Annotated in this window: 16 protein-coding genes and 1 other RNA gene; all 17 read left to right on the forward strand. The window is 50.7% G+C overall.

Annotated elements, in window-relative coordinates; translation table 11 throughout:
• Positions 1 to 26 precede the first annotated feature (26 nt).
• Positions 27 to 428, forward strand: coding sequence for a hypothetical protein (locus ACZ5FK_RS15080; protein ID WP_464805678.1), 402 nt, complete (start codon positions 27 to 29; stop codon positions 426 to 428).
• A 317-nt stretch (positions 429 to 745) separates the two neighbouring features.
• On the forward strand, positions 746 to 1,324 hold the full coding sequence (locus ACZ5FK_RS15085) for a LemA family protein (protein WP_464805679.1): 579 nt from the start codon (positions 746 to 748) through the stop codon (positions 1,322 to 1,324).
• On the forward strand, positions 1,321 to 2,139 hold the full coding sequence (locus tag ACZ5FK_RS15090; RefSeq protein WP_464805680.1) for a TPM domain-containing protein: 819 nt from the start codon (positions 1,321 to 1,323) through the stop codon (positions 2,137 to 2,139). The genes ACZ5FK_RS15085 and ACZ5FK_RS15090 overlap by 4 nt, the downstream gene beginning before the upstream one ends.
• A 108-nt stretch (positions 2,140 to 2,247) precedes the next feature.
• Complete coding sequence (locus tag ACZ5FK_RS15095; RefSeq protein ID WP_464805681.1) at positions 2,248 to 2,478, forward strand: glutaredoxin family protein; 231 nt, start codon at positions 2,248 to 2,250, stop codon at positions 2,476 to 2,478.
• A 112-nt stretch (positions 2,479 to 2,590) separates the two neighbouring features.
• Positions 2,591 to 3,625 (forward strand): sugar-binding transcriptional regulator, encoded by a 1,035-nt coding sequence (locus ACZ5FK_RS15100; RefSeq protein WP_464805682.1) that lies wholly within the window; start codon positions 2,591 to 2,593, stop codon positions 3,623 to 3,625.
• Between the two features lie 20 nt (positions 3,626 to 3,645).
• Positions 3,646 to 4,650 carry a type I glyceraldehyde-3-phosphate dehydrogenase gene (gene gap / locus ACZ5FK_RS15105; protein WP_464805683.1) on the forward strand — a complete coding sequence of 335 codons (1,005 nt, stop codon included), beginning with the start codon at positions 3,646 to 3,648 and terminating at the stop codon, positions 4,648 to 4,650.
• Between the two features lie 187 nt (positions 4,651 to 4,837).
• Positions 4,838 to 6,019 carry a phosphoglycerate kinase gene (locus tag ACZ5FK_RS15110; RefSeq protein ID WP_464807451.1) on the forward strand — a complete coding sequence of 394 codons (1,182 nt, stop codon included), beginning with the start codon at positions 4,838 to 4,840 and terminating at the stop codon, positions 6,017 to 6,019.
• Between the two features lie 15 nt (positions 6,020 to 6,034).
• A complete protein-coding gene (gene tpiA, locus ACZ5FK_RS15115) occupies positions 6,035 to 6,796 on the forward strand; it encodes a triose-phosphate isomerase (protein ID WP_464805684.1) in 762 nt (253 codons plus the stop codon).
• Positions 6,789 to 8,309, forward strand: coding sequence for a 2,3-bisphosphoglycerate-independent phosphoglycerate mutase (gene gpmI, locus ACZ5FK_RS15120; RefSeq protein WP_464805685.1), 1,521 nt, complete (start codon positions 6,789 to 6,791; stop codon positions 8,307 to 8,309). Before tpiA ends, gpmI begins: the two co-directional genes overlap by 8 nt.
• Before the next feature lie 19 nt (positions 8,310 to 8,328).
• On the forward strand, positions 8,329 to 9,624 hold the full coding sequence (gene eno, locus ACZ5FK_RS15125) for a phosphopyruvate hydratase (RefSeq protein WP_464805686.1): 1,296 nt from the start codon (positions 8,329 to 8,331) through the stop codon (positions 9,622 to 9,624).
• A 155-nt stretch (positions 9,625 to 9,779) separates the two neighbouring features.
• The gene (secG, locus tag ACZ5FK_RS15130; RefSeq protein WP_464805687.1) at positions 9,780 to 10,007 is read left to right on the forward strand and encodes a preprotein translocase subunit SecG; all 228 of its coding nucleotides are present in this window, start codon (positions 9,780 to 9,782) and stop codon (positions 10,005 to 10,007) included.
• 314 nt (positions 10,008 to 10,321) lie between these two features.
• Positions 10,322 to 11,068 (forward strand): alpha/beta hydrolase, encoded by a 747-nt coding sequence (locus ACZ5FK_RS15135; protein ID WP_464805688.1) that lies wholly within the window; start codon positions 10,322 to 10,324, stop codon positions 11,066 to 11,068.
• Positions 11,069 to 11,104: 36 nt separating this feature from the next.
• Positions 11,105 to 13,489, forward strand: a complete 2,385-nt coding sequence (rnr, locus tag ACZ5FK_RS15140) for a ribonuclease R (RefSeq protein WP_464805689.1) — start codon at positions 11,105 to 11,107, stop codon at positions 13,487 to 13,489.
• A 114-nt stretch (positions 13,490 to 13,603) separates the two neighbouring features.
• Positions 13,604 to 14,071 (forward strand): SsrA-binding protein SmpB, encoded by a 468-nt coding sequence (gene smpB / locus ACZ5FK_RS15145; RefSeq protein ID WP_464805690.1) that lies wholly within the window; start codon positions 13,604 to 13,606, stop codon positions 14,069 to 14,071.
• A 143-nt stretch (positions 14,072 to 14,214) separates the two neighbouring features.
• Positions 14,215 to 14,576, forward strand: a transfer-messenger RNA (tmRNA) gene (ssrA, locus tag ACZ5FK_RS15150).
• A 432-nt stretch (positions 14,577 to 15,008) separates the two neighbouring features.
• Entirely contained in the window at positions 15,009 to 18,617 is a 3,609-nt protein-coding gene (locus tag ACZ5FK_RS15155) for an Eco57I restriction-modification methylase domain-containing protein (protein WP_464805691.1), read from the forward strand.
• Entirely contained in the window at positions 18,605 to 21,976 is a 3,372-nt protein-coding gene (locus ACZ5FK_RS15160) for a helicase-related protein (RefSeq protein ID WP_464805692.1), read from the forward strand. Before ACZ5FK_RS15155 ends, ACZ5FK_RS15160 begins: the two co-directional genes overlap by 13 nt.
• The last annotated feature ends 49 nt before the right edge of the window (positions 21,977 to 22,025 follow it).

Raw genomic sequence — 22,025 nt, forward strand, 5'->3', positions numbered from 1 at the left:
GGCCGCAGGTTAAGAGGACGTGTGTGATGGTGGCCGCGAACGAAGCAATAAGTGGCCGGAATGCAGCAATCAGGCTCTGGAACGAAGCAATCGAGGTCTGGAATAAAGCAATCTCCCCGGCGAACGAAGCAATCAGTGCTGGAAATGAAGCAATAGCCTTGCCGAACGAAGCAACGGCGTGTAACGGGGTGCTGGAAGCTGAAACGGCGGGGTTTTGCGCAACAAGGGGCCGGAAAGAAGCAATCAGGCCCAGGAACGAAGCAACCGAGGCCTGGAATGAAGCAATCTTCCCGGCGAACGGAGCAATCGATGCTGGAAACGAAGCAATCGCCTTGCCGAACGAAGCAACGCCATATAACGGTGTGCTGGAAGCCGTTTTGATGCGATTTTGCGCAATAAGGGGCCGGAAAGAAGCAATCAGGCTCTAGAACGAAGCAATCGGTGCCTGGAATGAAGCAATCTCCTCGGCGAACGAAGCAATCGATGCTGGAAACGAAGCAATCGCCTTGCCGAACGAAGCAATGCCACTCTACCGGGCGGCGGCTATTTTTGATGAACTGCTTTTAATTTGCAAAGTGCATGAATCGCGGCGGAAAACGGCAGGGGGGTCCCTTCGTCTTTCCGCGCCGTGAAAATTCCATGAAACTTTTTCGCCCGCTAAACGGTATACACTAGTAAGAACGTTTCGCGTGAGCACACGGGCGGGTACATTGAATTTATAGAGACGGAGAAGGAGTGGGTATGAATGAAAAAGATGCTTGGACCTTTAGCAATCATTATCGGAATCATTGTGGTGCTGGCCATCATACTGGTGCCAAGCTACAACAAGTTCGTGAACCTTGAGGAGAACGTCGATCAGGCGTATGCCCAGGTCGATAACCAGTTGCAGCGGAGGATGGATCTGATCCCTAACCTCGTGAGTACAGCAAAAGGGTATGCTTCGCACGAAGAGAAGGTATTCAAAGATATTGCTGATGCACGCTCCCGGCTTGCGGGCGCACGCGGACCCGAAGAGCAGGCTGCAGCAAATGACAATTTAGGCACGGCGCTTGGCCGCTTGCTCGTCATCCAGGAGAAATATCCGGATCTTAAGGCAGATAAGCAGTTCACTCAGCTGATGGATGAACTGGCGGGAACGGAAAACAGGCTCACTGTCGCCAGAAAAGACTATAACGATGTCGTGGCGGATTACAATCGCCAGACGAAGCGGTTCCCGGGGCGTCTCGTCGCTTCCGTCTTCGGCTTCGACAAGAAGGAATATTTCAGAGCGGATCCTGCTGCATCCGAAGCGCCAAAAGTGGACTTCGGAGACGGCGATAAGTGAGACGGCGGGCTTTCGGCTTCATCGCACTGCTGGCCGTTTTGCTGACGGCCATCTTACCCGGAGCGGCATCGGCAGCGGATATCCCTCCGTGGAACAGTAGTGATTTGTATGTGCAGGATCATTCAGGCGTTTTAACGGCGCAGGAGAAAGCGGAATTGAACCGGTATGGCCAATCGTTGGATAATGCGACTGGCGCTGAGCTCGCCGTGCTGACGATCCCGAATATCGGGGATGAAGCCGTCGAGGAGTATGCAGTGGAAGCGCTGCGGAAATACAAACTTGGAAAAGCAGGCGAAGACAATGGGGCTTTGCTTGTCGTCACGACAGAAAAAAGGGATAACACCGACAAGCGTTACTTCTATCTGTCGGTCGGCTACGGCCTCGAGGGCGCCTTGCCTGACGGCAAAGTCGGTCGGATCATTGATACCGTGAAAGAAGCTTATCTGGACGGCGGCAACCCGCAGCCGAATGTAGCGATTACAGAAGCCTATAAAATGTTCTATAACGAGATTGCGGCAGAATACGGTTTTGACGGAGATGTTGCGCCAGTGCGGGAAATTGAAAATGACACAGGCATCGGCTTTAATCCGATTATCGTCTTCATCATCATCTATGTCCTCTACCGCATGTTCTTCAGCGGCCGCGGAGGCGGCGGAGGCGGCGGAAACGGCACGAGACGCGGACGCGGCGGCCCGATCTTCTTCCCAGGCTCCTTCGGCGGTGGTTCCGGAGGCGGAGGCGGCTTTGGCGGCGGCGGAGGCTTCAGCGGAGGCGGCGGTTCCGGAGGAGGAGGCGGCGCCGGCAGAAGCTGGTGAATAGAAAGCGGACATCCTGGATTCCCCGGATGTCCGCTTTTCATTTGCCTCTACGCCTTGCGAACGCCCGCAAGCCGGCATATAATCCAACTGAAGAGGTGAAAACCGATGCATGTGACATTCTATACGAAGCCTGGCTGTCCGCTCTGTGACGAGGCGGAGTCGATGATGAAGCTGGCCGCGGAAGATGTGCCGCTATCGTGGACGGCGGTCAATATTCTCGACGACGACGTGAGCCATGAAAAGTATATGCTGATGATTCCTGTCATCGAGATTAATGGGGATCCGGTGCTGTACGGATCGATCGGCTATGTGGATATACTCAATCTGTTTGAATAATAAACGGATTGGGTATATACTAAACGCATAGTATATTTTTTTGGTTTAGGTGGGACATAAATTTAGTAGGCGGGACGATATTTACCCAGCAAGCGAGGAAGAGGTGCTTTCATTGGATTCCAACTTGTTTGAAGCAGAACGGAAACTCGTTCCGGAACTGATGGAAGTGATGCAGCAGCGTTACGATGTGTTGAAACTGATCGAGCGGAACGGGCCGATTGGGAGGCGGCAGGTCGGCCAGCTGGCGGGGCTGTCGGAGAGGGAAGCGAGAAGTGCGCTTGATACGCTCCGAAACAGTCTTCTCATCCGGATCGACAAGGAAGGCGCATGGATCACGGAGGAAGGCGCCGCGGTGCTCACTGAGCTCCGTTCCAGTATGGACAATTGGTCGCTCCGCCATTCAGCCGCCCGCTCCTTACGGGAGACGCTCGGCATCCGGGATGTCCGGATCGTGCCTGGTGATTGCCGGAGCAACAAGACGGTGCGCAGCGCGATTGGCCAGGAGGCGGCGGCCGTATTCAAAAAAGGGATTGCGGATGGCCGGATCGTCGCAGTCACCGGCGGCAGCACGGTCGCTTCCATTCCGCCGTATATGGGGAAGCTTCCAGGCAGCGAGCATCTGCGTTTCATCGCAGCTAGGGGCGGCGTCGGCGATGATATCGGCCTGCAGGCGAATATCCTGGCGGCGCAGTTCGCGGAGCGCACGGGCGCGTCGTATAAGACGTTCTACTATCCTGAGACGCTCAGTGCGGAGGCGCATGAAGTGGTCCAGAGAGAACCGGAGGCGCAACAGATGCTGGCATTGTATGAAAAGACCGATTGTGTCATCCACGGGATCGGGGACGCGCTGAAAATGGCGGCGGTCCGGGATTCCGCCGATGCGGAGCTTGCGCTTCTGCGTGATCGCTGTGCGGAGGGCGAGGCGTTCGGCTATTATTTCAACCGGCACGGAGAAGTTGTCCATCGACTGCGGACAGTAGGAATCCAGCTGGAACAGCTTGAGGATGTGCCTCTCATCATGGCGGTGGCGGGCGGATCGGATAAAGCGGCAGCGATCCTTTCCTATCTTGCGAGTGCGCCGAAGCAGACGATTTTGATTACAGATGAAGGAGCTGCGGAAGAAATGAAGCGGCTGTTACTAAAATAAATTATGTGGAGGTCATTAACATGGCATTGAAAATGGCGATTAACGGATTTGGACGTATTGGCAGACTTGTGTTCCGCGAGGCGAAGAAGCATGGTATCGAGGTCGTTGCGGTCAACGATTTGACAGACAGCGCAATGCTGGCCCACTTGCTGAAGTATGACTCGGTTCACGGAATCTTCGATGCGGAAGTGGGCTCGGATGAGAACCATCTGATCGTGGACGGGGAGAAGATCCGCGTCTTCGCTGAGAAAGATCCGTCGAACCTTCCGTGGAAAGATCTCGGTATCGACGTCGTCATCGAGTCGACAGGCGTGTTCCGCGATGCGGCAGGCCTTCAGAAGCACATCGAGGCGGGCGCGAAGAAAGTCATCCTGTCGTCCCCTGCGAAAGGCGACGTGAAAACGCTCGTCATGGGCGTCAACCATACGGATTACAATCCGAAAGAAGATAATGTCGTTTCCAACGCATCCTGTACGACAAACTGCCTTGCGCCTGTCGTGAAAGTGCTGAACGACACATTCGGCATCAAGCGCGGTCTCATGACAACGATCCACTCGTATACGAATGACCAGCGCATCCTCGACTTGCCGCATTCGGATTACCGCCGTGCGCGTGCTGCTGCCGAGTCGATGATTCCGACAACAACTGGCGCGGCTTCTGCGGTGACAAAGGTCATTCCGCAGCTTAAAGGGAAGCTCGACGGCATGGCGGTCCGCGTGCCGACGCCGAACGTATCCCTCGTCGATTTTGTTGCTGACCTCGGCAAAGACGTTACGGTCGACGACGTGAATGCAGCGCTTAAAGAGGCTTCGGAAGGGGAACTCAAAGGATTCTTGTTCTACAATGAAATCCCCCTCGTCTCCCGCGACTATAACGGCAACACGGCGTCATCCACGGTGGACGGCCTTTCGACGATGGTCCTTGACAACAATATGGTCAAAGTCGTTTCCTGGTATGACAACGAATCGGGCTATTCTGCACGCTGCATCGACCTCGCGCTCTATATGCAAGAACAAGGTTTGTAATCAATGAAAGCAGGCGCCGCATCGATGGCGCCTGCTTGTTTTCATATTGCATGAATTTTCCCCGACGTTTTCTGGGGAACGGATAAACACAATATGGTATGATAGGGCGGACAGGCGGTATTCCGGAAAATGCTTCCGGAAGGCGCCGGATTTACATATTACATATGGAGGTGCGCTGTTTTCCATGATGCCAAAACAGACGATGAAGGATATTGAACTTAGAGGCAAGCGTGTCTTCTGCCGCGTTGATTTCAACGTGCCGATGGAGGACGGACGGATCACCGATGATACACGCATCCGGGCCGCTGTTCCGACGATCGAGCATTTGATCGGCGAAGGGGCGAAAGTCATTCTCGCAAGCCATCTCGGCCGGCCGAAAGGTGAAGTGAAAGAGGAATTCCGTTTGACGGCGGCGGGCGAGCGCCTGTCCGAGCTCCTCGGCAAGAATGTCACGAAGCTCGATGAGTCGGCGGGTGCAACAGTGCAAGAGGCGATTTCCGGGATGCAGGACGGCGATGTGATCCTCCTTGAGAACGTCCGCTTCCATGCGGGCGAGGAGAAGAACGATCCGGCGCTTGCGAAGGAATTCGCGGGACTCGCGGATGTCTTCGTAAATGACGCGTTCGGAGCCGCACACCGCGCCCATGCTTCCACAGCTGGCATTGCGGAACATCTGCCGGCGGTATCCGGTTTATTGCTGGAAAAGGAACTGGATGTCCTGGGCAAGGCGCTTTCCGATCCGCAGCGCCCGTTCACGGCAATCATCGGCGGCGCAAAAGTGAAAGACAAGATCGGCGTCATCGACCATTTGCTGGATAAAGTCGACAATCTTCTGCTCGGCGGCGGATTGTCCTATACGTTCTCACGCGCGCAAGGATACAGCACCGGGAATTCACTTGTCGAAGAGGACAAAATCGAGCTTGCCGCTTCATTCCTGGCAAAAGCGAAGGAAAAGGGCGTGAATCTGCTCGTGCCGGTCGACGCAGTTGTCGCGGATGAGTTCTCAGCGTCCGCGAACGTGCAGACGGTCGAGATCGATTCGATTCCGGACGGCTGGATGGGGCTTGATATCGGGCCGAAGACTGCGCAGCAATATGCGGATGTCATCAAGGGATCGAAACTCGTCATCTGGAACGGGCCGATGGGCGTCTTTGAAATGGAGCCGTTTGCAGGCGGGACGAAAGCGGTAGCGGACGCCATGGCGGAAACACCTGCCTATACGGTCATCGGAGGCGGCGATTCGGCAGCGGCTGTCGAGAAATTCGGCGTGGCAGAGAAGATGGACCATATTTCGACTGGCGGCGGCGCGTCCCTTGAATTCATGGAAGGCAAGGACTTGCCGGGCGTCACAGCGTTAAACGATAAGTGAAGGGAGAGATGGGTTTTGCGTAAACCGATCATCGCAGGCAACTGGAAAATGTATAAGACGCTTGGAGAAGCGCTGGGATTTGTGGAACAGGTGAAGGGGCGTCTGCCGGAATCGGCGGCTTGCGACGCGGTCATCTGTCCCCCTGCTCTTTTCCTGAATGAACTCGTAAAGCATGCGAAAGGCACAAGTCTCGCAATTGGCGCACAGACGATGCACGACGAGGCGGAAGGCGCATTCACAGGGGAAGTGAGCCCTGTCATGCTGGAGGATCTCGGCGTCCGCTACGTCATCCTCGGCCACTCGGAGCGCCGGCAATATTTCAACGAGTCGGATGAAGCGGTGAACCGGAAAGTGAAAGCCGCGTTCAGCCATGACTTGACGCCGATCGTCTGCGTCGGCGAATCACTCGAGGAGCGTGAAGCGGAAAAGACGGTCGAACGCGTATCAAGCCAAGTGGAGAAAGCGTTTGCCGGAATCGATGCGGAGCAGGCTGCACAAGCGGTCATCGCGTACGAGCCGATTTGGGCGATCGGCACAGGGAAGACCGCGACGAGCGAGGATGCGAATGAAGTCTGCCGGGAAATCCGCGGCGTCATCCGCAAGCTGTACGGGGAGGCGGCGGCGGAAGCGATCCGCATCCAGTACGGCGGCAGCGTGAAACCGGCGAACATCAAGGAACTCCTGTCGATGGAAGATATCGACGGTGCGCTTGTCGGAGGCGCTAGCCTTGATGCTGCTTCATTCCTCGAACTTCTGGGGGCTGCAGGAAATGACTAAGGGACCTGTCGCACTCATCATCCTGGACGGCTTCGGGCTGCGGGATGAGAAGTTCGGAAACGCCGTCGCCCAGGCCCATAAGCCGAATTACGACCTGCTGTGGGAGAACTTCCCGCACTCGACGCTTGTTGCGAGCGGGGAGGCGGTCGGCCTGCCGGACGGCCAGATGGGGAATTCCGAAGTCGGGCATCTGAACATCGGCGCAGGCCGCATCGTCTACCAGAGCCTCACGCGCATCAACAAATCGATCCGGGAAGGCGATTTCTTCGAAAAGCCGGCCTTGATGGACGCAATCCACCATGCCAAGGCGAACGGATCGGCGCTGCATCTTTTCGGCTTATTGTCGGATGGCGGCGTACATAGCCATTACGATCATCTTTTCGCGCTGTTGCGCCTGGCGAAGATGCATGACCTGGATAAAGTATATGTCCATGCATTCCTCGACGGCCGGGATGTCGGCCCGAAAACGGCGCTCGGCTATGTGGAGAAGACCGAAGAAGTCATGAAGAACCTCGAAGTCGGGGAAATCGCAAGCGTTTCGGGCCGCTATTATTCGATGGACCGGGATAAGCGCTGGGACCGCGTGGAAAAGGCGTATCGCGCAATTGCGGACGGAGAAGGGCCTGTCTTTGAGAGCGCGAAAGCAGGAATCGAAGCATCGTATGCAGAAGGGATCACGGACGAGTTCGTCGTTCCGTTTGTCGTTGAAACGGAAGGGGAGCCGGCGCGCACCGTCAATGACGGCGATGCGGTCATCTTCTTCAATTTCAGGCCGGACCGCGCGATCCAGCTGTCGAGGGCATTCACGGACCCTGCCTTTGACGGCTTCCCGGTCAATGCCTATACGAATCTGAAATTCGTCACGTTCACGGAGTACAGCGAGGAAGTACATGCGGAGATCGTCTTCCATGCTGACAATCTCGTCAATACGATCGGCGAAGTGCTGGCAGCGAACGGCCTCCGCCAGCTCCGGATTGCGGAAACCGAGAAATACCCGCATGTCACGTTCTTCATGAGCGGCGGCAGGGAAGAGGAATTCGAAGGGGAGAAGCGGATCCTCATTGCGTCGCCGAAAGTCGCGACGTACGACTTGAAACCCGAGATGAGCGCCGTGGAAGTGACGGAAGCGCTTCTTGAGCAGATCAATGGCGATCAGGTCGATGCCATCATCCTCAACTTCGCGAACCCCGATATGGTGGGCCATAGCGGAAAGCTCGAACCGACCGTGAAAGCGATCGAGACCGTCGATGCATGCCTCGGGCAGCTGATCGACGCCATCCACGCAAAAGGCGGGGCGGCGATCGTGACGGCGGACCACGGCAACTCCGACGAAGTCGTGACGCTTGAAGGGAAGCCGATGACGGCCCACACGACGAACCCGGTGCCGGTCATCGTCACGAAGCATGACATCACGCTGAGAGAAGGCGGCATTTTGGCGGATCTTGCGCCGACCATGCTGAAATTGCTTGATATTGAGCAGCCGGAAGAAATGACAGGAACTTCATTATTCTAATATAAAGGGGATATCAATCATGCCTATCATTACACATATCCAAGCAAGAGAAGTACTCGATTCACGCGGCAACCCGACAGTGGAAGTGGAAGTGTTCACGGAAAGCGGCGCCTTTGGACGCGCGATTGTGCCTTCCGGCGCATCTACAGGCGAATATGAAGCAGTAGAGCTCCGCGACGGCGACAAAGACCGGTACGGCGGCAAAGGCGTACTGAAAGCCGTCTCCCACGTGGAAGAAGTGATTGCTGAAGAGCTGGTCGATCAGTACTCTGTCCTCGATCAAGTACTCGTCGACAAGGCGCTGATCGAGCTTGACGGCACAAGCAATAAAGGCAAGCTTGGCGCGAACGCGATCCTTGGCGTCTCGATGGCAGTGGCGCACGCGGCAGCGGATTATCTTGATATCCCGCTCTATCAGTACCTTGGCGGCTTCAACTCGAAGCAATTGCCGGTGCCGATGATGAACATCCTGAACGGCGGCGAGCATGCGGACAACAACGTCGACATCCAGGAATTCATGGTTATGCCGGTCGGCGCGGAATCATTCCGCCACGGCCTGCGCATGGGTGCTGAAATCTTCCATAGCCTGAAAACGGTTCTGAAAGAAAAAGGACTGAACACAGGCGTGGGCGACGAAGGCGGTTTTGCGCCGAACCTGTCGTCGAACGAAGAAGCGCTCACTACCATCCTCGAAGCGATCGAGAAGGCCGGCTACAAGGCGGGCGAAGAAGTCCTTCTTGCGATGGACGTCGCATCTTCCGAGTTCTACGACAAGGAAGCGGGCGTCTACAACCTTTCAGGCGAAGGGATCAAGCGCACATCTGAAGAGATGGTCGCCTGGTATGAAGAGCTGTGCAGCAAGTATCCGATCGTCTCGATTGAAGACGGCCTGGACGAAAACGACTGGGCAGGCCATAAGCTGCTCACTGAAAAGCTGGGCAAGAAAGTTCAGCTTGTCGGTGACGACCTGTTCGTGACGAATACCGAGAAGCTTGCACGCGGCATCGAGGAAGGCGTCGGCAACTCGATCTTGATCAAAGTGAACCAGATCGGCACATTGACGGAGACATTCGACGCCATCGAAATGGCGAAGCGCGCAGGGTACACGGCGGTCATCTCGCACCGCAGCGGGGAGTCGGAAGATACGACGATTGCGGATATCGCAGTCGCGACGAACGCAGGGCAGATCAAGACGGGCGCTCCGTCCCGCACGGACCGCGTGGCGAAGTACAACCAGCTATTGCGTATCGAGGACCAGCTGGACGATACGGCGCAGTATCTCGGCAAAGACACGTTCTATAATTTGAAGAAGTGAAGGTGAGGCAGCCGCGTGAAGCGGCTGTCTTTTTCTGACTTCCTGTCCTAAATTCTGCAAAATCAGACGAAAAACGCCGAATGATATTGTACAAGGGCGGGATGTTTGATAGAATAGGAATGTCTATCGGACTTTTGCAGGAGGTGGAATATAGCGTGCATGCTTTGTTTATGACATTGTTATTGATCGTATCGATCGCGTTGATCGTTGTCGTCTTATTGCAATCCGGGAAGAGTGCCGGCCTGTCAGGAGCCATCTCCGGTGGTGCTGAACAACTTTTTGGGAAACAGAAAGCCCGCGGATTGGATCTCGTGTTGCAGCGGGTTACCATCGTGCTTTCCGTTCTATTCTTTGTTTTGGCGATTGCGATCGTCAAGATCTGAGTATATTTGCGAATGGATGTCTCACGCTCTGCCTTTCAGTAGGCAGAGCGTTTTCTTTTTTCCTGTGATGGGAATGCTATAATAGGATGGACTTTGTACATAATTGGCTGATGGCGTCAAACGCCGGCTTCCGTTCCGGCGCGCGCTTTCCGGGGGGCGGGCGGTGAGCCTCCTCGTTCGCTTCGCTCTCTGCGGGGTCTCACCTGTCCCGCTGATCCCCCAGGAGTCGGCGCCTGCACTCCAGCCTAAATATCGCTTAATTACTAAATCAGCAAATGAGTTACAGGTTAACTTGTCGTGGAAGGATGATTGTTGTGAGGATTGCTCAGCCGAAGCCGTTTTTCTTTGAGGCCGGGAAACGGGCTGTTTTGTTGCTGCATGGCTTTACGGGGACGTCTGCGGATGTGCGGATGATCGGCCGTTTTTTGGAGAAGAAAGGGTATACGTCGCTGGCGCCGCATTATAGGGGCCATGGCGTGCCGCCGGAGGAGCTGGTGAAATCCGGTCCGGATGAGTGGTGGGAGGATGTCGTGCGCGGCTACCGCCAGCTGCAGGAGGCCGGGTATGAGGAGATCGCGGTCGGCGGCTTGTCGCTTGGCGGTGTGTTCTCTTTGAAGGTCGGCATGGAGTTTCCGGTGAAGGGCATCTTTACGATGTGCGCGCCGATGTCGATGAAGACGACGGATCTGATGTATGAGGGCGTCCTCAAGTATGCCCGGGAGTATAAGAAGTTCGAAGGGAAAGACGAGGGGACGATTAAGCGGGAGATGCAGCCGCTGGAAGACGGTACGATGCCGAGCCTCGGGGAGCTGCGCGAGTTGGTGTATATCGTCCGCGACCGCCTGAAAGAGGTCGAGGCGCCGCTATATGTCGTCCAGTCGGAGAATGATGAAGTGATCGATCCGGACTCGGCGAACGTGATCTATGACCAGGTTTCATCACAAAGGAAGCAGCTCAAATGGTTCAAGAATTCGGGCCATGTGATCACGCTCGGACCTGAAAAAGAGGAGCTTCATGAGGATCTGTTTGAATTTCTTGAATCTCTGGACTGGAACGTGTGAAAATGAAGGTAAATGAACAGATTGAAAGAAGGAGGGATGTCAGTGGAATGGTTTGATGAACAATTAGAAGAACGGCTTCTGTCATTCATGAGGGAAGAGTCATATAAGCCGCTTACGGTGCAGGAAATTCAGGAATCGCTCGGCATCGAAGGGGCTGCAGAATTCAAGGAGCTCGTGAAGATGCTGGTGCATCTGGAGCAGAAAGGTGCGATCGTCCGCTCGCGGACCAATCGCTACGGCGTGCCGGAGCGCATGAACCTCGTGCGCGGGAAATTCATCGGGCACGCGAAAGGGTTCGGTTTTGTGACGCCGGAGACGGAAGGGATGGATGACGTCTTCATCCCGCCGTCCGATGTGAACGGTGCGATGAACGGCGATATCGTCCTCGTCCGCATTTCCGCGAATTCGCAGGGCGACCGCCGGGAAGGTGCGATCATCCGCATTGCGGAGCGCAAGACGTCGAAGGTCGTCGGGACGTATCAGGACAATAAAGGCTTCGGATTCGTCATTCCAGATGATAAGAAGCTGCCGATGGATATCTTTATCGGGAAAGGCAACTCGCTGAACGCGGTCGACGGCCATAAAGTCGTCGTCGAGATCACGGAGTGGCCGAGCGAGCTGAAATCGGCGACAGGCATGGTCGTCCAGATCCTCGGGCATAAGAACGACCCGGGCGTCGACATTTTGTCGATCATCTATAAGCACGGAATTGAAATCGAATTCCCGGATGACGTGATGGAGCAGATCAAGAAGATCCCGGACACGGTGCAGGAGAAGGATCTGTTCAAGCGCCGCGACTTGCGCGATGAGACGATCATCACGATTGACGGCGCGGATGCGAAGGATCTCGATGACGCAGTATCCGTCACGAAGAATCCGGACGGCACGTATGTGCTCAGCGTCCATATTGCGGACGTCAGTTATTATGTGCAGGAGAACACGCCGCTCGACGACGAAGCGTATGACCGGGGCACGAGCGTCTACTTGACGGACCGGGTCATCCCGATGCTGCCGCATAAGCTGTCGAACGGCATCTGCTCGCTCAACCCGGGCGTCGACCGTCTAACGCTTTCGTGCCGTATGACGATCGACGGCAGCGGAAAAGTGATTGACCATGAGATCTTCGAAAGTGTCATCCATTCGAAGGAGCGGATGACGTACTCGGATGTCTACGGGATCATCGAGGAGAAGGACGAGGAACTTCGTTCAAAATACGAGCATATCGTTCCGATGCTGGATGATGCGGCAGAACTCGCGTTGATTCTCCGCAAGAAACGGATGGACCGCGGGGCGATCGATTTTGATTTCAAGGAATCGAAAGTCATTGTGGACGAGAACGGCTGGCCGACAGACATCGTCATCCGCCCGCGCCGGTCGTCCGAGCAGCTGATCGAGGAATTCATGCTCGCGGCGAACGAGACGGTCGCTGAGCACTTCCACTGGCTGCAAGTGCCGTTCCTGTACCGGATCCACGAAAACCCGAAAGTCGAAAAGTTGCAGCGGTTCTTCGAGTTCCTGACGAATTTCGGCATCGTCGTGAAGGGGACGGGGAATGAAATCCATCCGCGCGCACTCCAGGAGATCGTGGAATCGATCGAGGGACTGCCGGAGGAGACGGTCATCTCGACAATGCTGTTGCGCTCGATGCAGCAGGCGAAATACTTTGAGGAGAGCTTAGGCCACTTCGGATTGTCGGCTGACTTCTATACGCACTTCACGTCGCCGATCCGACGCTATCCGGACTTGATCGTCCACCGGCTCATCCGGACATATTTGCTGGAGAATGATGTGTCCGCGCAGACGGTCGAGCACTGGAATGCAGTGCTGCCGGAGATCGCACAGCACACGTCCGAGCGGGAACGCCGCGCAGTCGACGCAGAACGTGATACGGATGCACTCAAGAAGGCGCAGTATATGCTTGATAAGATCGGCGAGGAGTTCGAAGGGGTCATTTCGTCCATCACGAACTTCGGCATGTTCGTCGAACTGGAAAACACCGTGGAAGGGCTTGTCCATGTCAGCTATCTGACGGATGACTACTACCACTTCGACGACCGCCAGATGATGATGATCGGCTCCCATACCGGCAAGCAGTTCAGAATCGGGGATGAAGTGACGATCCGCGTCGTCGCCGTGAAGCCGGAAGAGTCGACGATCGACTTCGAGATCGCAGGCATGAAGCAATCGTTCCATCGCACGCGCAAAGAAACGCCGAAAGTCATCCACGCGAAGAAGCGCGGGGGTTCGGAAGGCGGCAAGCGGGGCGAAGGCAAGGGTGATGGCGATAAACGAGGCGGGGGAAAACGCAGTGATAAGTCATCACCAGGCAAGAAAAAAGGCGGTCCGAGCCAGAAGAAGAAATTCTACGAGGACGTCGCCAAGAAGAAGAAAAAGAAACAGGCGCCTCGAAAGAGAAAATAAAGGAACGGACGGCATTCGCTGCAGGCGGATGCCGTGGAGTTCTTATAAGAACGGCTAGCTCCGGGCGCCAAACTAAGCGGCGCCCTGCGCATTTGAGAAAAGGGGGGACGCCTGATGGCGAAGGGACAAGGAAAAGTTCTAGCAATCAATAAGAAAGCCAACCATGATTATGCGATTGAGGAAACCATTGAAGCTGGCATTGTGCTGCAAGGGACCGAGATCAAGTCGATCCGCAACGGCAAAGTCCAGCTTCGTGATGCCTTCGTGTTGATCCGCAACAACGAAGCATGGATCTCCAACATGCACATCAGTCCGTATGAGCAAGGGAACCAATTCAACCATGATCCGCTCCGTTCAAGGAAGCTGCTGCTTCACAAAAAGCAGATCGGCACGCTCGTCGGCCAAGTGAAACAGGAAGGGTACACGATCGTTCCCATCAAGATGTATTTGAAAGACGGTTTTGCGAAAGTCTTAATCGGCGTCGGCAAAGGGAAAAAGCTCTACGACAAGCGCGACGACCTGAAGAAGAAGGAAGCAAAACGCGAGATGGAACGGGCATTCAAGGCCAAGCAGCAATACTAGGCGGAAGGTGTTTCCATTGAAATTGCAGCGGAAACATTGTATGATAGGGACAGTGATAGTTCAGAAACCTGCTATGCTTCGGGCGTAGCAATTCCTGACTCTCCAGTTGATTGTGTTGGCGTGTAGCGTCAACCTATTATACCGGGGACGTTACGGATTCGACAGGGGTGGTCTGGGCTTGAGCTGCGCGTCGGAGGGATCGTCTCCGTCAGAAACGACAGTTAATAATAACTGGCAAAACAAACAACAACCTAGCATTCGCAGCGTAAGCTGTTGAATCTGCCTAGCAGTTCCATCGCCCATGTGGCATTGTTAGGCTCACCTATTAGTGGGATACGGTAACGGTCGCCTCCTGAGGCCGTTGCAAGAGACTACCAGGATAGCGCTCACGGATAGCCTTGATTGGCGGCAAACGTGTGCGCGAAACTAAGTAGTCAATCTACACGCGTAGACGCTTGAGTAGCAGAGCCTTTGGACGCGGGTTCGACTCCCGCCGTCTCCATAGTTTAATTTTATGGAGTTTCAATGAGTGTAAAAACCCTTGATAATCAAGGGTTTTTTCTTTTACCTATTTTTACAAATTATAACTAAGTGTAGCACCAAGATATCTTAAACCGTTGCTAGCATCGAATATATTTTTCACTTGAATACCATAAATTAGTCTGTTATTGATGTCCTTCTTTTATATTATGTGAAACATCCACATAGACGTTTAACGACTGATTCTTTAAAATGAATACACTAATTATGGAATACACAAGATAATATTTCTTATCTGCATCCAAATGAACAAATCCCAATATGGTAAAATAGATATAAATATAAGGCTGACAATTTTGTATCTCATTCCGATTCAATTTATTAAGTATTACTACATAGTAAGCATATCACAAATATTCCTTGTTATAAAAAATATACGGAAAGTAGGATGATGATAATGAATGATAAAGAAAAAGTCCTTCAATTGTTGGACTCACTAAGTGGGAATTCAGAGGATAAAGTAGAGAGGCTGGCAAATTACTTAGGATATCCTATTGGGGCAAACCCAGTAAACCCAGACAGTGCTTGGAAAATGCTTTTGCATGACCAACTAAATAATGCGGATCAAGCCGTTCTGGCGGTTAAGGCGATTGAAGAATTGACTGAAGAGACACCGGTACGAGAAGTTCGGAAATTTCACGAGCAGGTGACAGCCCTGAATGAGGAGCTTGGAGCATCGTTTATTGTCCCTCTTGCAGCATTCATCGGGGAACATCGGATTGTATTGTATCGGGTAGGTGCCGGGAATCGAGATGAGCGACTTGATCTCACTATTTCATCGGTACGGAAAGTGTCGTTGTATGCCGAGCAATTCAATCAAAGACTCGTAAAAGAAAATTTACGCCTCGAAGAAGATGAATTCGGTTTTGGCTATGACATTATTGGTTTAAATGATCTGTTTAAACGGGAGCTTTCCACAAGGTTTCAGCAAACAATCGAATTATACAGGAAGAAGATTTCAGAAGCGATCACTGGCAGCTCTATCCGCTCTGAGCTATCCTCATTAGTCATGGAAGAGGCACGAGAAGCGATTGAAAGAGATCAGCTGGCTGAACTGGTGGAAAGCCCGTCCTATAAATCGGGACTCGGCTGCGTCGTCGATACGATTATACTGCGCCAGCTATTGAGACGGTTTCTGGATGGCTATTACGGTGAAGAAACCTTTGATGTCAGTGGAATAGCACTCGGTATCGGGGCGGGCACGCTGGAATCCGCACTTAGAGAGGTTGTGCAGATATACCGGCCGGATTACGAAGACAAGGCCTTACAAAAAGCATTGAAGAAAGAACGGATGGTTCCGAAGCAAATGACGATGGACGATTTGTTCATGGAAGATGAGTTGGTGGTGACTTCTGATGTGACGTTCAAGCAAGGCGGAAAAGAGAAGCTGATCGACATCTATGAACGAGTTCGACTGCAATTTGAAGTCGCATATGGAGGGGACTTGTTCGCTGGCAGTGTGGGTGAAGCAACGAATCGTGTGGAAAGCAGACTGTCGAATGAATTCCCTGACTTGATGGCCAAGCTGTGGGCGGATACTTCAACCGATCAATATAGCTTCCGTTATGAAGATTTACCCCCGGAACTATTGCAACAACAATATGAAGCGTCCATGTCGCGTACAGTTCAAATTAAATTGCAGGACGGTCTGCCGGTTGTTTTCTATGGCGACGACAAACAGGAACAAAAGGAAAAAGGTGCATATTATACGGATGCAAAATTGGTCGACTACATGGTGAAGCAGGCTTTGAAGCCGGCCTTTGAAACTAGAGTTGAAGAAATCAGGTTAGCGATAACAGGGAATGATGAGGAGGAACTGATACAAGCGTTGGATCATCTGCTTGCATTAAAGATAGTTGACATGACCTGCGGAGGAGGCTCCTTCTTGAGAGGTGCTTTCCACTGGCTGACAGACCGACACCAAGCGCTCTCCCGTCTCGGTTTGAAAGAAGAACTACTCGGTAAGTATCCGATGTTCCAACCTGGAGATGAGGGAAGGAACGCGTGGGAAAAGCACTTGCTCATACATGTCATATATGGCGTGGATATCGACTATAAAGCACTGATCATCTGCTCCCAAACGATTACATTATCTGCGTTAAGACATTGGAAAATGGGTGAAGGTTTTCCTGAATTGATAGGCAAGACATTGATCCATCAAAATGCCCTTATCCACCCCGTCCCGCTGGATAAAAGGGAGGAGGCATACCGGCCATTCAAAAATGAGATCAAGAAATTGATAAAGCTAAGAAGTCGGGATAGTGATGAAAAGGCAAGGCAGAAGGCAGAGAAACTTCGTCAAAAATTACAATTGCACTTCAAGACAGCTGCTTATGAACAAATGGGCGAGTCATCAGAGATGCTTCACGTAGAAAGCTTGGAATTGAATGTTCCTGAAGTGTTCTTTTGTGAAGATGGATCGTGGAATAAAAACGGTGGATTCGATGTAGCGCTAGGAAATCCACCTTGGGAAATATGGAAGCCGAATGCTGAGGAGTTTTTCGAACGGTATGAACCGGGTTATCGGAAAGCGAACAAACAACAAAAACTAAAAATGGAAAAGGAATTATATCAAGCATATCCGGTTCTTGAAAAACGTTGGGAGGCTACCCGAAAACTTTACGAGACAGGTTCCCGTTTTTTCCTGGATGCCAGCTACTACAGCTACCAACGATGGCAAGTCGATGGGAAATATACGGGAGGAGATATCAATTTATATAAAGTTTCGCTTGAACGTTTCTATCAAGTCGTTAAACCAGAAGGTTATTTATCAATATTGATTCCCGGAAATATTGCGACTGACCGTGGAACCACAGGGTTACGTCATCTTCTGCTTCATGAATCTACACTGCAAGAGCTGTTATCATTCGAAAACAGGAAGAAGATTTTCGAACTTGTTGATAGCAGATTCAAGATTGCTCTCATAACCTTGCAAAAGAAAAAACCCGAGCCTAATCATGAATTTAAAGCGTTTTTCTATCGGACTAACTTGGATGATATGTTCATTGAAGAGAAGAAATTAAACTATCCAATCAAGTTATCTAGACAGGCAGCACCTGATACTTGGGGATTGTTGGAGTTAAGGGACCAAATTGAAATTGAAATTTTAACTAAACTATACTATGATAAGCCCCTTCTTAGCGAAGAAGGCGGTCCTTGGCAGTTAAGGTGGAGAACCGAATTACACATGTCCAATGACAGCCACTTTTTTAACAGTGACAACCAAGGAATGCCCTTATATGGAGGTAGATCCATTAATCAATTTAGATTAACAAATGATATTCCTTATTACATAGAAAATGGAGCTGCCATGGAAAGTCTATTGGAAAAGGAAAAAGGAAGAGTAGTGCGTTTGGGGGCTGATCCGAATTCTATTTTACCTAGATGGCATGGGGAAGAGTATCGAATTGTATACAGAGAAATTGCAAGGTCGACTGATAAACGGACTTTAATATCCTCAATTGTTCCCTCTGGTGTATTTTTGAATAATAAATTGCCATACGGAATTAAATTTGAATATGATACTGGTTCGAACGGTTATTATAACCTTTATACGGAAAAACAATCACTGGTAATAGTCGGGTTGTTGAATAGCTTTGTAATGGATTTTATTATCCGCAGAAAAGTGAGTTCCACAGTAAGTATTTTCTTTGTATATCAATTACCCATCATTAAACTACATGATGATAACCCCTATTTCAATGAATTATTGAAACGATCGGCGCATCTTATCTGTACTTCGGAAGAATATGAGGAACTTGCAAAAGAGGCAGGCATGAGTGGTTATGGGGAAGGAATTACCCATCCAGAGTTACGTCAAAAACTTCAGAATCAGATTGATGCGTATGTGGCGGATTTGTATGGGCTGACGAGAGATGAATTGATTTATATCCTTTCCACCTTCGAATCAGCAAAACATCGTGAAGAGATGCGCAAGATTGGACAAGGGGTCGTAGAGGAATTTGATACATTGCGGAAAGAGGGGAGATTGGAATGGCCGACGTAGTCAGGGAAGAGATTGTGAAATTGTATGAAGAACGGGTTATTGATAATCGTGACGTAACTATGATTGACTCGATTTCAGAACTATTGCCTCGTGCCACGTCGTTTGATATGGCAGTCGGATATTTCTATGTTAGTGGTTTCGAATTCGTGCAAGAAGTATTTTCACTTTTCATGGAAAATCCATCTGCTTCTATCCGTGTCTTAATGGGTTCAAAAACCAATACGGCTACCATGCAAGTGTTGAATGCCGGTCTTACTCCACAAGAAGCAATACTAGACGATATCGCATCATTCGATGAAGCGAACCTTGAAATTTTACAAGCGGTGACTCATTGGATCCGTGAGGGGAGATTTAAAGTCAAAGTCTATACAGGAGAAGCTAATTACTTCCATGCTAAAAGTTATTTGTTTCAGGAAGACGATTATGGGTTGAAAGGATCAGCGATTGTAGGCTCATCAAACTTCTCGAAGGCTGGTCTGTCAGGCAATACAGAACTCAACTCAATGAGTCAGGATAATTATCGTGCTTTACGCAAGTGGTTTGATACGATTTGGTATTCAAACGAAGTGGAAGACTTCTCACCTGAACTTATAGATGCAGTTGATGAAATCTTGCCGAAACCGAAGGAAAAGGTGGAATATTACCGGTCGGCATTATCGACGTATGTGGAATTTGCCAGGATGTACGCGAAGCCGCCTCTCCAAATCGGCACGACCGGGTTCTGGGACAATCTCTACCCACATCAACGAATAGGCGTGGCGGAATGCGTAAATCGCCTGACGCAATATGGAACTGCGTTGCTTTGCGACGGTGTAGGACTTGGGAAAACGAGAACCGCGGCTGGTGTAATCCGTGAACTGGGCATGCCACGTACCTTATTAGTCGTAGCGTCCAAGCTGCGGCAACAATGGCAGGACGAACTCCGAATCATCGGCATCGATGAGGAAAAAATCACCTACATGTCGAAGGAGACGCTTGCACGGTTACATGCCATGCAGCTGAGAGATTTGGCGAATTATGAATTGATCGTAATCGATGAAGCGCATCAAGGATTCAAGAACAGCAGCAGGAAGACATACCGGAATGTTCAATATATCCTCGAGCAAGCCAATCATCCAATCAGAGGATTGTTACTAACGGCGACGCCGTGGAATAATAGCAGAACAGATGTATATCACCTCGGCAGACTGTTTCTTCAACAACAAAAAGTGCCATCTTATAAACCATACAAAGAATATTTACAATTTGCATCGAGGCGTGCAGGAAAGGCATTTGAACTGGACGACAAAGCGTTTTCTGCTTTTTGGGAGGATTTATTTTTGCAAAGGACTAGAAGAACGTATGGCGGTGAGGGAGTAACGTTTGCAACACGACAATTTCCTACCGTCGAAATCGTTTATGAACCCAAAAAGAAAACAGCCCTCGAAGATAATTTCATTCGAATCTCCAGTCTCCGACTTCCTTATATGAATCCTTTACGCTACGTGGATGGAAAAAGTGATGATTTCACTTCAGACCGAATGAAGCTATTATTTCTCAAACGTGCAGATTCCAGTTGGACAGCCTTCCGCACAACACTGGAAAAAATTTATAAAAAAATTGAGAGCTTAACAGAGGACTTACAGTATGTAAATCAAAACGATAAAGAAATAAGAACCCGTTTTCGAACTTTCATCGCCCATTCCTACAAGATTACTCAAACTTTTGACGACTTGATCGACATTTATGACGATGAAGATTTGACGGATTTTGAAATGAACTCGAAGGAAAAACGAGCCCGGTATGTTCGGAGAATGACTGAACGAATTGAATCGATTAGTAAAAACGATGCGATTAAAGCAATACGTTTGATGATGCAGGATGCAAAAGAAGACCTTGCCGTGCTTGCTATGATTCACGACGATCTTTCAGGTGCATTTAAACGTAAAGATGAAAAATATGAAGCCATTCGTGATGTAATCATCCAAAATATTCGACAAGGAGAGAAAGTTCTTCTAATTAGCCAGTTCAGGGACACAACAGTCGATTACTATTCTCGATTAATCCATGAACCTGAGCTGCAAGGTTGCAAAATTGGTCACGTATCCGGAAAAAATGAAGACTGCTATGTAGGTAGGGAGAAAGAACCTCTCTCCAAAGAGGATATCTTGGTCCGATTCTCTCCGGTTTCAAAAAATGTCATTGAGTTTCTAGGAAGTGAAGACGAAATCGACATAGTGATTGGAACAGAAACTGTGTCGGTTGGACAAAATCTTCAGGATTGTAAAGTATTGATGAACCTTGATTTACCTTATAATCCGATGGTTTTGGAACAAAGGATAGGACGAATCGATCGTCCCCGCCAGACAAGCGACGAACATGATATTCATATATATACTTTCCCTTCAAACCCTGTAATTGAAGCGGAATTGAAGATGACAGAAAGACTTCGTAACAAGCTGGAAGGTATTTTACAGGACACCAGATTCGATGACCTGGTCATGCCGGAATATGAAGAGTACTTACGGCAAGTGTTGACTGAACGGGGAGAAGCGGTCAAAAAGATGGTCGATGCAACAGTGGATCGCACAATCGTTCCAGTAGACTCTAAAACGCATGATGCTGAATATGTGAAGGCACAGGAAAGAATGTGGAGGTTCATTCAGCAGCACTCCGAGTTTGAAAGCAAAGATTACATTCACGCGGAGTCCAGTTTCAAGTTGGCTGAAGCCGGTCAAACAATTGCGGTTGCTAGGACTGTATTGCGGGATGTGAATGGGCAGGAAATCGATACTGTCAGGCATCCGGTAGTTATTGAAGAGTTGGACGATGACCTGGCGAACGTAGAAGCAATCTGGCATGCAGCCATCGCGGGTTCTGCTACTAGCACGCAGGATGTGCCTTCTAAAAGAACCTCTAAAGCCTTAAAGCTGGCGAAAGAACAGCTTCATCAGTGGACGAAGATTCAAGTGGAAGACTACAACAGAGTGACTGGTGCCAAAAATAAAGTGCGGGAAAAGCTACAATCTACAAAATCCAAAGAAGTAGCAGCTGAAATAATTCAAGCGGTAAAAGGGCCCAACCGTAATTATATAGGGGAACAAATTAAAGCGGCCGGATATTCAACAAAAGTATTACGAGCCCTCTCTTCGACTATTGAGTATGTTGATACGCGGGATCCCGAATATTTGGATGTGGAGGATCTCCATGAGGATTTGAGCAGACTTTGGAATAATTTTGAGTATTATGCTGAGAGATTCTTAGAAGATGATAATGGTAACGAACAAGATATGGAAGAGTTTGTGGCCAAAAGAAGTGGTCGCCACGCAAGTCTGGACAAAAGTGAGACGGTTTGGGAACTTGGACACGTTGTATTATAAGTGGTTTTAATATTCCGTAATAACTACATTAGTTCCATACAAAAGGAAC

It is taken from the genome of Sporosarcina sp. GTC18466, from assembly GCF_055389225.1.